Source organism: Paenibacillus sp. FSL H7-0943, from assembly GCF_037963265.1.
Taxonomy (GTDB): Bacteria; Bacillota; Bacilli; order Paenibacillales; family Paenibacillaceae; genus Paenibacillus_AQ; species Paenibacillus_AQ odorifer.
In genome coordinates, this window is sequence record NZ_CP150148.1 from 3,046,629 (window position 1) to 3,058,707 (window position 12,079).

Genomic DNA, 12,079 nt, shown 5'->3' on the forward strand with positions numbered 1-12,079 from the left:
AATAAGTAGTACTTCACTTCGGTGAGGTACTATTTTTTTGTCCAAATCTAATAAAGATAGGGTATGCACCTATACTTTATGTTCCGCTCAGAAGTCAATGCTTTATTTTTGGTGCGGCATGCTTTATACTACATATTAGTACCTGGTTCTAAAAAATATTTATGATTGTTTGACCTAATATAACAGCGGCCATTCAAGCGGCCGGATGCTTTCTTTAAAATATAAGGAAGTATAAGTTATGCACCTATACTTTATGTCTTATATTTCTCGCTTAAACGCTTACCGTCCTTATTAGGGCGCCGAAGGCGTTTACGCTTGGCATGTGCCAGGAGGTGAGCCGCTATCGAGCGGATGTCCAAGAAAGAACGTCAGCAACAGCTGCTACATATAATTGCAGGCAATCCTTTTGTAACTGATCGGGAGTTGACTCGTCAGCTGAAGGTGAGCATTCAGACGATTCGGTTAGACCGGATGGAGCTGGGAATACCAGAACTGCGTGAAAGAATGAAACAAATGGCAGAGCATTCCTATGATCAGGTGCGCTCTTTGCCTGCGGATGAAGTGATCGGAGATATTGTGGATTTACAGCTCGATAAGAGCGGGATTTCGATCTTTGAAATTCGTGAGGATCATGTCTTTTCCAGAAATGGGATCGCCCGTGGCCACTACGTGTTTGCTCAAGCCAATTCGCTTGCGGTTGCTGTGATTAACGATGAAATTGCCTTGACTGCTTCAGCCGACATACGATTTGTTCGTATGGTTCTGCTTGGTGAGAAGTGCATTGCTAAAGCTCAAGTGCGGTCACTTGCAGGCAGAGGCGGCAAAGCAGAGGTGGACGTATTCACCTATGTCGGAGAAGAATTGGTATTTCAAGGCCACTTTATAGTGTATCGTTCCGCTAATGAAGAGTATAGTGAAGGGGGTAACCGTAGTGCTGATCGCCATTGATGCCATGGGCGGGGACAACGCTCCTGAATGTAATGTCGAGGGGGCGTTGTCCGCGGCCGCGGAATGGAAAGATACGCAGATTGTGCTCGTAGGTGACGAAGCCAGACTAGAGCCACTGCTGAAGGACAAGCCGTCCAACCTGAGTGTGCGGCATGCAGGAGATGTTATTGGTTCTGATGAAGAGCCGGTTAAGGCGGTTCGCCGCAAAAAAGATTCATCCATGGTTGTAGCTGGACGTATGGTGCGTGAGGGCGAAGCAGATGCTATGATTTCGTCAGGTAACACGGGGGCGCTTATGACTACAGGGTTACTTGTAGTAGGCCGTATGCAGGGGATTGAACGTCCGGCGCTGGCACCTATGATTCCGACGCTGGATGATGTTGGCGTGCTTGCGCTTGATCTTGGCGCTAACATGGATGCGAAGCCTGAACATCTGGTGCAATATGCGCTGATGGGCAGCATTTATCGGAATAAAGTGCATGGCATTGCTAAGCCGCGGGTTGGACTTCTAAATGTAGGGACGGAGCCTGGGAAAGGCAACGAACTGACCAAAGAAGCCTATCCACTGCTGGAGAACTTGCCGGGCATTCATTTTATCGGTAATGTTGAGGCACGCGACGTACTGACAGGAAACTGCGATGTGCTTGTCTGCGATGGATTTGCTGGTAATATCCTGTTGAAGTCGCTTGAGGGTACAGCGGGTGCATTGTTCTCTTTACTGAAGGAGCAATTCAGCCGTTCTCTGAAGACTAAACTTGGAGCGGCTATGCTGATGCCGGAGCTTAGAGCCCTGAAGGGCAAGATGGATTATAAAGAGCATGGCGGTGCACCGCTGCTTGGTCTTAGCGGATTGGTAGTTAAGGGGCACGGATCTTCAGACGGAAATGCGGTTAAAAATGCAGTAAGACAAGCGCGGATTGCTCTGCAAGCCGATCTTGTGCCAAGTATATCCAAGGAAATTAGCGGGAAGTGAGTGACGAAATGAAACAGTTGCGGCCGGTTGGGATTATCGGTACGGGTAAATATGTACCTGAGAAAATTTTAACAAACAGTGATCTAGAAAAAATAGTGGAGACTAACGATGAATGGATCGTCAGTCGGACAGGGATCCGTGAAAGACATATCGCTGCACCACATGAGGCAACTTCTGATTTAGCCTATGAAGCTGCACTTAAAGCTTTGGATTCTGCAGGCATGAAAGCCGAAGATCTGGATCTTATTATTATTGCAACGGTAACCCCTGATAGCTCCTTTCCTTCCACAGCCTGCATTTTGCAGGATAAACTTGGAGCAAAAGGTGCTGCGGCATTTGACTTGTCAGCAGCCTGCTCTGGTTTTGTATACAGCCTAGCTACTGCGGTTGGCTTTATTCAGAACGGAATGTACAATAATGCACTCATAATTGGTGCGGACACTTTATCCCGCATCACTGATTATACGGATCGTAACACCTGTGTACTGTTTGGCGATGGTGCAGGAGCAGTAATCATCGGTGAAGTTCCAGAGGGACGCGGTTTCCAATCCTTCGATCTGGGTGCTGAAGGTTCTGGAGGAAACTTGCTTAAGCTGGAAGCTGGGGGTTCGCGCTTGCCTGCATCTCAGCAGACGGTTGAAGACAAGAAACATTTCATCTATATGAATGGCCGTGAAGTGTTTAAGTTTGCCGTTCGTGTTATGGGCTCAGCTACAGAACGTGTGCTTACTAAAGCCGGATTAGGTAAAGAAGATATTGATTTGTTCGTACCGCATCAAGCGAATATTCGTATCATTCAATCCGCTATGCAGCGGCTTGACCTGCCACCGGAGAAATGTGTAATCAATGTTGATAAATATGCTAATACATCAGCAGCTTCTATTCCTCTAGCTCTAGTTGAAGCGGCGGAAGAAGGACGCATGAAGGAAGGCGACACGGTTCTGATGGTTGGATTCGGCGGTGGCTTGACTTGGGGCGCGTCCGTATTGATCTGGTAATAGAGGAAGGAGTTCTTACTTATGAGTAAAATCGCATTTGTCTTTCCCGGTCAGGGTGCACAGGCAGTTGGAATGGGTAGAGATGTATATGAAGCTCTTCCGCACAGCCGCGCGGTATTCGAAAAAGGTGATGAGGTGCTCGGATTTCCACTGAGCCAGCTGATTTTTGAAGGACCTGACAGTGATTTGAAACAGACCGTAAATACGCAACCGGCTCTGCTAACAGCAAGCGTGGCTTATCTGGAAGCATTACGTGATCAAGGGATGAAGCCGGATTATGTAGCTGGTCATAGCCTAGGAGAATACAGCGCACTGGTTGCGGCAGGCGTATTGTCCTATGAAGATGCTGTAAGACTCGTGCGTTTACGCGGTCGTTTTATGGAGGAAGCTGTTCCAGGTGGACAGGGAGCTATGGCTGCAGTGCTTGGTGCGGAGCGGGATGCTCTGGCAGAATTATGCCGGAGCGTATCCGAGGAGAGCGGCGTGGTAGAACTGGCGAATGTGAACTGCCCGGGACAGATTGTTGTTTCTGGTTCACAAGCCGGGGTTAACGGTGTTGTGCAGCGTGTTAAGGAAGCAGGCGGAAAGCGGGCTATTCCGCTGGAAGTAAGTGGACCTTTTCACTCTTCGATGATGAAGGCTGCGGCAGACCGCTTGGCAGACGAGCTGAAGAGTGTTACTTTTAATGCTCCGGCTGTACCTGTTATTGTCAATGTTACCGCAGCACCTGTAATGGATCCTGAAGAAATCCGTGAACTGCTTGTTCGCCAGGTGTACTCCCCTGTGCTCTGGCAAGACAGTATTGAATGGCTGATTGCTGATGGTGTGGATACTTTTGTGGAAATTGGTTCTGGCAGTGTTCTGGCAGGTCTGATCCGCAAAATAGACAAAACGGTCAAAGTAATCAACATTAACACACTTGAAAGTGTGCAAGCTGTCTTGTAAGATACGTTCAAACATTGTTTATCAATAGCAATATGATCGAAAGGGGAATAAATGATGTTCTCAGCATTGCGGGGTCAAACGGCCCTTGTAACTGGTGGTTCTCGCGGCATCGGCCGCAGTATTGCACTTGCTCTCGCGGAACATGGCGTGAAGGTGGCCGTGAACTATGCGGGCAGTGAAGCAGCCGCACAAGAGACCGTAGCTCGGATTGTCGAGCTTGGCTCGGAGGGTATTGCCCTTCGTGGCGATGTCGGCAATAGTGAACAGGCCGAGAACCTTGTCAAAGAGGTTCTGAATACCTGGGGACGTATTGACATTGTTGTCAATAATGCCGGCATTACCAGAGACAACCTGATTATGCGCATGAAAGAAGAAGAGTTCGATCAAGTGATCGAAACGAATCTAAAAGGGGTGTTTAACTGCCTAAAGGCAGCTACACGCCCTATGATGAAGCAACGCTACGGGCGAATTATCAATATTTCTTCCGTAGTAGGTGTAACAGGAAATCCTGGACAAGCTAATTACTCCGCAGCTAAGGCAGGTGTCATCGGTTTAACGAAGGCATCGGCTCGTGAGCTTTCCTCACGGGGGATCACGGTGAACTGTATCGCTCCTGGCTTCATTGATACAGATATGACGCGTGAGCTCTCTGAGGAAGTGCGCAGTGAGCTTGAGAAGGGCATTCCACTTGCTCGTCTGGGGCGTCCTGAAGAGATTGCTATGGCTGTAGTCTTCCTGGCCTCTGAAGGCGCTGCGTATATGACCGGCCAGACACTACACGTGGATGGCGGGATGTATATGTAACTCTCCGTCAAGGAGAAATTACACTGTTTTAATGCTGAAATGTGAGGGATAAAGAAAGCGTTTTTGACGCTCTATGGTATTTTGAACTCATATCTCGTATAATACCAAAAGAGGAGGTGAACCGGATGTCCGATGTATTAGAGCGTGTAAAACGCATTGTCATCGACCGCTTAGGTGCCGATGAAGCTGAGGTAACATTAGAAGCGTCTTTCAAAGATGATTTAGGTGCTGATTCTCTTGATGTAGTAGAATTGGTTATGGAATTGGAAGATGAATTCGATATGGAAATCTCTGATGAAGATGCAGAGACGATTACGACCGTGGGTGAAGTTGTGAAGTACATACAATCTCATACCTAGAGTCATATGATTGAGAGTCCCGTTCCTGCTAGGGCGGGACTTCTCCTCATTTATAGAGCATTAAAGATGAATCAAAGGTTGCCTTGAGCAACTATATAAGGGATATAACAGAACCGCAGGATGGTTAATGATGCGGTTATCGCTGTTCATATAGTAGCAACAGAAAGTATATAAGTTCTGAATATAATGTATACAACCTATAGATGGGGTGATTGTGTTTGAGTCATAGAGTGGTTGTTACCGGGATGGGCGTAGTTACATCATTGGGCAAAGATTTGGAGACGTTCTGGGATAATCTTATGAGCGGCAAATCCGGTGTATCACAGGTTGAGACCTTTGATGTCAGTGAGTATACTACGCAAATAGCATCCTCTGTTAAAGATTTCGATCCAGAGGCACTTTTTGGTCGTAAGGAAGCCCGCAAAATGGACCGTTTTGTACAATTTGCAGTGGCTGCCGGTGAGGACGCATTGCGAGATAGCGGACTTAAGATCGGTGAAGATATTGATGCCGAAAGAATAGGTGTATCTGTAGGATCAGGTATTGGTGGTCTTGGAACTTGGGAAGACAATCATAACTTGTTGCTTGAAAAAGGACCGAAGCGGGTTAGTCCGTTCTTCATTCCGATGATGATCGCTAACATGGGTTCTGGGCAGTTGTCCATTAACCTTGGTGCAAAGGGTCCTAATACGACGACAGTAACTGCTTGTGCTACAGGAAGTCACTCCATTGGGGAATCCTTCCGCTTGATTCAACGTGGAGACGCAGATGCAATGATCTGCGGTGGTTCCGAAGCGACCATTCGTCCAACAGGTATGGCTGGTTTTTGTGCTATGAGAGCAATGTCCACTCGCAATGATGAGCCTGAGAAGGCAAGTCGTCCGTTTGATGTGGATCGCGATGGTTTTGTTATGGGTGAAGGTGCCGGGATTCTTATTCTGGAATCACTCGAACATGCTGAGAAACGTGGAGCGAAGATCTATGCTGAGGTTATCGGTTATGGTCTAAGCGCAGATGCTCATCATATGACTGAGCCTGATCCAGATGGTGCAGCTCGCTGCATGAAGATGGCAATCCGGGATGCTGGTATCTCTCCTGAAGATATTGATTACATCAATGCTCATGGTACTTCAACGCCTGTAGGAGATAGATCAGAAACTGCTGCTGTTAAAAAAGCATTGGGTGACCATGCCTATAAAGTGGCAATTAGTTCGACGAAATCCATGACAGGTCACCTTCTGGGTGCTGCTGGTGGAGTAGAAGCTATTATCTGTGGCCTTTCTTTGCAAAAAGGGATGATTGCGCCAACGATTAATTTGGACAACCAAGACCCGGAATGTGATCTGGATTATGTACCAAATGTGCCACGTAAAGCTGATCTTGATATTGTAATGTCGAATTCGTTCGGCTTCGGGGGACATAACGCAACAGTTATTCTAAAAAAATATAATTAGTAAGGGGACAGTGCGGTGAAAGGAGAACTGAAGCAGTTACAACAGCAACTTCAAATCCAATTTCACGATTCTGTGCTTCTGAAGCAGGCCTTTACCCATGCATCCTATGTGAATGAACACCGTTTCAATCAGCATCAGGACAATGAGCGTCTCGAATTTCTTGGGGATGCAGTTCTGGAGTTAACGGTTTCTGAATATTTGTACAATCTATTGCCAGACCGACCTGAGGGAGAGTTGACCAAGCTGCGGGCCGCTATTGTATGCGAGCCTTCACTGGTCAAGTTTGCGGAGAGTTTAGGTTTTGGCCGTTATGTACTATTGGGCAAAGGGGAAGAACTTACGGGCGGACGTACTCGCCCGGCCCTGCTGGCTGATGTATTCGAATCCTTCGTGGGAGCGCTTTATCTCGACCAAGGACTGGAAACAGTGCGGAGTTTTCTTGATAATCACGTATTTCCTCTCGTGGAGACGGATGGGAAATTGCAAATGCAGATGACCGATTATAAGACGGAACTGCAAGAGCTAATTCAGCAGCACAATATGGGTACATTGGAATATCGAATTATAGAAGAACGGGGACCTGCACATGAGCGTGAATTCGTCTCAGAGGTGTATATGGCTAACCGTTCACTTGGTAAAGGAAGCGGCCGGTCCAAGAAGGAAGCAGAGCAGCAGGCTGCAGCAGCAGCACTTTTGCATCTGAAAGAGGACGGTGCCTGAGTTTTGCATCAAGGGGACAAGCGGAGGAGAGCAGCAAAGGTCTGAATACCGGCGTTTAGGCGGAGCTCAGACCGTTGCTGCTCTTTTTCGACAATATAAGAACTTATATGTTCCGCGTTACAAAGGATAAGGTACATCTTAATGGTTTTTTAGGGTACAAACGCTATGGTATAATGGGTCAGAGGTGATTGGCAAGTATGTTTTTGAAACGGATAGAATTAGCTGGTTTTAAATCATTTGCCGACAAAACAGAAATGGAGTTTGTGCGCGGTATAACGGCTGTAGTTGGCCCGAACGGAAGCGGCAAAAGCAATATTTCTGACGGCATACGCTGGGTACTCGGCGAACAGAGTGCTAAATCACTGCGTGGCGGCAAGATGGAGGATATCATTTTTGCTGGAAGTGATGCGCGTAAAGCCGTGAATTATGGCGAAGTATCACTTACGCTTGATAATGAAGATCACACACTTCCGCTGGATTTCAGCGAAGTTACAGTGACTCGGAGAGTCCACCGCAGTGGAGATAGTGAATATTTAATTAATAAGCAATCCTGCCGTCTGAAGGATATCACAGAGCTGTTTATGGATACTGGTATCGGACGTGAAGCCTATTCGATTATCGGGCAGGGTAGGATTGAAGAGATTCTAAGTACTCGTTCCGAAGATCGGCGAGGCATCTTTGAAGAAGCATCAGGTATTGTAAAATATAAATCGCGCAAGAAAGACGCAAGTCGAAAGCTGGATGATACTGAGCAGAACCTGCTTCGTATTCATGATTTGATCAGTGAGCTTGAGGATCAGATTGGGCCACTTAAGGATCAGTCCGAGAAAGCTATCCGCTTTAAGGAACTTCGCGAACAATTAAAACATCAGGAAATTTCAGTATACGTACACCAGATTGAAGGCATTCATACCGCTTGGCAGGAAGGTAACGCTAAGCTTGAAACGTTGAAGGACGAGCAGCTGGAGCTGTCTACTGTGGTTTCGGCTCATGATGCCAAGCTGGAGAGCGGGCGATCTGAACTGCGCACAATCGAAGCACAGATCGAGAAGCAGCAAGAGCAATTGCTGCGTTATAGCGAAGCATTTGAGAAGAGCGAAGGTTACGGTGAAGTGCTGAGGGAACGCAAACGTAATCTGGAAAGTAATCGTGAGCAGTTAATGCTCACGTTAGGTTCGGTTGGCGAGCGTTCTGCAGATCGTCAGCGTGAAGTCGTGGATCTGGAGCTTAAGCTTGAGCAATCGCGGCTTAAGCTTGTGGATCTTCGGAAACAGATCGAAGATGAAGAGACAAGGCTTGAAGGTGTGGCAGACGGGATTAGCCAGAGCCAGGAAGAAAAGCTCAAAAGTGCTCTTTTGGAGCTAATGAACCTTATGGCGAATGCACGTAACGAAATTCGTTACGCGGATCAGCAAAAGGAGAATCTGGAACGTCGTATGAGCCGCAGTGAAGAAGAAAGCGGCAAATGGACAGCCCGGCATGAAGAGTTGTCTGCCAACCAGAAAGGGCTGAAGGACAAGATTGCCCAGCTGGGGAAGGAGCTTAGCAATCTTCGCGGGGCTTATATCACTGAAAGTGAGCAGCTCAGTAAACGTCAGAAGCTGATCGAAGAAACACAGTCCGGTCTTCGGAAATGGGAACAGAAGCGGGAAGCGCAAGTCTCTCGTCATGAGACCATGAAAGAGATGCAGGATGATTTCGACGGCTTCATGCTTGGGGTTAAAGAAGTGCTCAAGGGTGCGCGCAAAGGACAGCTCAACGGTGTGCATGGTGCGGTTGCGGAGCTGATCTCTGTTCCGGAGAAGCTGGAAATGGCGATTGAGACTGCTCTAGGCGCATCACTTCAGCATGTGGTCATGGATAATGAGACTGTGTCCCGCCAAGCGATATCATTTCTAAAGCAACGTCAGCTGGGACGAGCTACCTTTCTTCCACTAGATGTTATCCGGCCGCGCCAGATTTCTGGCAGTGACCGTGGTATGGTGGGTGATGCTGACGGATTTGTTGGAATTGGTTCCGAACTTGTTGGTTACGATGATAAATATACTAGCATTATTGGCAGTTTGCTCGGCAATGTGGTTATTGCGGAGAGCTTGGAGCAAGCGAACCGTATCGCCGCTAGATGCCAATATCGTTATCGGGTAGTTACCCTGGAAGGCGATGTAGTTAATGCCGGCGGTTCGATGACCGGGGGTAGCCAGCATAAGAAGAATAATAGCTTGCTTAGCCGTAAACGTCAGCTGGATCAATTAAGCAGTGAGATTGAAGAAAGCGAACGTCAAATAGTGAAGCTGAAGCAAGGCATTGCCAGACTTCGTGAGGAGCAGGAGAACGCTAGCGTGAAGCTGGAGGACCTGCGCCGTGATGGCGATGAGAAAAGACTGGAAGAGCAAAGAGTCTCCGGTGATTTGAAGCAGCTCGAGCATGAGCTTCGGCATGTGCAGGAGCAAGTGGAGAGCACAGGTGCGGAACGCAGCGGCTTTGAGAATGAAGTACGTGCGCTTGAAGAGACGCGGAAGCAAGCCACTGCTGAGCTTGAACGCCTTGAAAAGGAAGAAAAGGAAGCCCATGAGGGTATCCGTAACGCTGAATCAGCGCGTAAAGCGAATGAATCAGCTAAGGAAGAGCTGCAAGGCAAGTTGACCAGTATGAAAGTCTCGGAAGGCAAGCTCGATCAGGAGATATTCTCCCTGGAGGAGCAGTTACGTCGCCTAAGACAAGATGTGGGTTCACAGGACAAGGAGCTGCGCCAGAATCGAAATCTGTTACATACGATTGAACAGGATCTGGCTAACAATGCTTTGGAAGCTGTGAAGCAGAAGGAAGATTTGAACAGTTACCGCTTGAAGAAGGAAGAGACGACTGGAACTTTGGATTTTGCGCGTGCTGAGCGTACAGCGTTAACCCGTAAGCTGGAACTTGAGGAAGGCAAGACTAAAGATCAACGTCAGGCCCTTAAAGTAGTCGAGGACAAGCTGCGTGCCACTGAAGTTTCTGTCGGTCGACTCGATGTGGAGCTGGATAATATTCTCCGCAAGCTGAGTGATGACTACGAGCTAAGTTATGAATTAGCAAAACAGAGATATCCAGTGCCTGAAGATGTACCTGCCGCACAAGCCGATGTACAGCGTTTGAAGCGCAGTATTTCTGCGCTAGGAGAGGTTAACTTAGGGGCGATCGAAGAATATCAGCGGGTCCATGAACGGTATACGTTCCTCAGTGGACAAAAAGATGATCTAGTCGAAGCTAAGACTACCTTGTATCAAGTAATCCGCGAGATGGAAGATGAAATGTCCAAACGTTTCAAACAGACCTTTGATGCGATCCGCAAACAGTTCGGGACCGTGTTCTCAAAGCTGTTCGGCGGCGGGCGAGCGGATCTCATGCTTCTGGATCCGGAACATATGCTGGAAACAGGTATAGATATCGTAGCCCAACCACCGGGTAAAAAATTGCAAAATCTGCAGCTTTTATCTGGCGGTGAACGCGCTCTAACAGCGATGGCGTTATTGTTTGCTATTTTGCAAGTGAAGCCAGTTCCGTTCTGCGTATTGGATGAGGTCGAGGCTGCGCTCGATGAAGCGAACGTTGTTCGTTTTGCACAGTATTTACGCGAGTTCTCTGAACAAACTCAGTTCATCGTCGTTACACACCGCAAAGGAACGATGGAAGAGGCGGACGTGTTATACGGAGTAACGATGGAAGAGGGCGGCGTCTCCAAGCTCGTCTCAGTACGTTTAGAGGATGAAGAAGCTGAGATTGCTTAAATTCATCAAAGAAGAGAAACTTTTAGGAGGAACCAAATGAGCTTTTTTAGAAAATTAAAAGAAAGCATTTCCGGCAAAACGGAAAGTGTAACGAAACAATTCCGCGACGGATTAGAGAAAACCCGTAAAGGTTTTGTAGAGAAGGTCTCCGACCTTATCATCCGCCGCAAAAAGATAGATGAAGAGTTCTACGAAGAGCTGGAAGAGATTTTGATTGGTGCAGACGTGGGTGTAAACACTGTTATGACCCTTGTCGAGGATTTGCGTGCCGAAGTGAAGCAAAATCGGATTGAAGATGCTGCCGAGCTGAAGCCGATTTTGTCCCGTAAACTTATGGAGCTGCTGCGCGGAGATGATGATAACAGCCTGAAGGAAAATCCGAATGGAATTACGGTTATTTTGTTCGTTGGGGTCAATGGCGTGGGCAAGACGACTACCATCGGCAAGCTGGCTCATCGTTACAAACAAGAAGGTAAAAAAGTTCTTTTGGCTGCAGGGGATACGTTCCGTGCTGGAGCGATTGAGCAGCTTGAGGTTTGGGGCCAACGCGCAGGCGTAGATGTTATTAAACAACAAGCAGGCTCTGACCCGGCGGCTGTAATGTACGATGCGGTGCAAGCGGCTAAACAGCGCAATGTGGATATCTTAATCTGCGATACTGCTGGCAGACTGCAGAATAAAAGCAATCTGATGGAAGAGCTCAACAAAATCTTCCGCGTCATTCAAAGAGAAATCCCAAGTGCTCCACATGAGGTACTGATGGTGCTAGATGCTACGACGGGTCAAAATGCACTTACGCAAGCCAAGTTATTTGGTGAAAAGAGTGGTGTCACTGGCTTGGTTTTGACGAAGCTGGACGGTACGGCTAAAGGCGGAATCGTTGTAGCGATTCGTCAGGAAATGAATTTGCCGGTGAAGTTTGTAGGTCTTGGAGAAAAAATGGAAGACTTGCAGCCATTTGATTCGCAGCAGTTCGTACATGCTCTTTTTGCCGGATTAATTGCCGAGGAAGAAGAGTTAGAAGAATCGGAAGAGCAAGTGTAATCAACAGCACAATATAATCATAAAGAAGTCATATTTACAAGGAATGCCCTCGAAGCTATATTTAGTT

The 12,079-nt window shown here is 47.6% G+C and carries 10 protein-coding genes; all 10 read left to right on the forward strand.

Annotated features, from left to right (window positions below):
• Window positions 1-351 precede the first annotated feature (351 nt).
• A complete protein-coding gene (gene fapR, locus NSQ55_RS13255; RefSeq protein WP_036686484.1) occupies window positions 352-948 on the forward strand; it encodes a transcription factor FapR in 597 nt (198 codons plus the stop codon).
• Window positions 932-1,921 carry a phosphate acyltransferase PlsX gene (plsX, locus tag NSQ55_RS13260; protein WP_038570599.1) on the forward strand — a complete coding sequence of 330 codons (990 nt, stop codon included), beginning with the start codon at window positions 932-934 and terminating at the stop codon, window positions 1,919-1,921. Before fapR ends, plsX begins: the two co-directional genes overlap by 17 nt.
• An 8-nt stretch (window positions 1,922-1,929) precedes the next feature.
• Window positions 1,930-2,919 (forward strand): beta-ketoacyl-ACP synthase III, encoded by a 990-nt coding sequence (locus NSQ55_RS13265; RefSeq protein WP_139329841.1) that lies wholly within the window; start codon window positions 1,930-1,932, stop codon window positions 2,917-2,919.
• A gap of 21 nt (window positions 2,920-2,940) precedes the next feature.
• Window positions 2,941-3,864: an ACP S-malonyltransferase gene (gene fabD / locus NSQ55_RS13270; RefSeq protein WP_339173847.1), complete on the forward strand. Its 924-nt coding sequence runs from the start codon at window positions 2,941-2,943 to the stop codon at window positions 3,862-3,864.
• A gap of 54 nt (window positions 3,865-3,918) precedes the next feature.
• The gene (gene fabG, locus NSQ55_RS13275) at window positions 3,919-4,668 is read left to right on the forward strand and encodes a 3-oxoacyl-[acyl-carrier-protein] reductase (RefSeq protein WP_036686492.1); all 750 of its coding nucleotides are present in this window, start codon (window positions 3,919-3,921) and stop codon (window positions 4,666-4,668) included.
• Window positions 4,669-4,793: 125 nt separating this feature from the next.
• Window positions 4,794-5,027, forward strand: coding sequence for an acyl carrier protein (locus NSQ55_RS13280; RefSeq protein ID WP_036686493.1), 234 nt, complete (start codon window positions 4,794-4,796; stop codon window positions 5,025-5,027).
• 218 nt (window positions 5,028-5,245) lie between these two features.
• On the forward strand, window positions 5,246-6,481 hold the full coding sequence (gene fabF, locus NSQ55_RS13285) for a beta-ketoacyl-ACP synthase II (protein WP_076101782.1): 1,236 nt from the start codon (window positions 5,246-5,248) through the stop codon (window positions 6,479-6,481).
• 15 nt (window positions 6,482-6,496) lie between these two features.
• On the forward strand, window positions 6,497-7,201 hold the full coding sequence (rnc, locus tag NSQ55_RS13290; RefSeq protein WP_038570606.1) for a ribonuclease III: 705 nt from the start codon (window positions 6,497-6,499) through the stop codon (window positions 7,199-7,201).
• A 197-nt stretch (window positions 7,202-7,398) separates the two neighbouring features.
• Complete coding sequence (gene smc / locus NSQ55_RS13295) at window positions 7,399-10,968, forward strand: chromosome segregation protein SMC (protein WP_076126122.1); 3,570 nt, start codon at window positions 7,399-7,401, stop codon at window positions 10,966-10,968.
• A gap of 36 nt (window positions 10,969-11,004) precedes the next feature.
• Window positions 11,005-12,012 (forward strand): signal recognition particle-docking protein FtsY, encoded by a 1,008-nt coding sequence (gene ftsY, locus NSQ55_RS13300; protein ID WP_076183732.1) that lies wholly within the window; start codon window positions 11,005-11,007, stop codon window positions 12,010-12,012.
• Window positions 12,013-12,079: the final 67 nt, after the last annotated feature.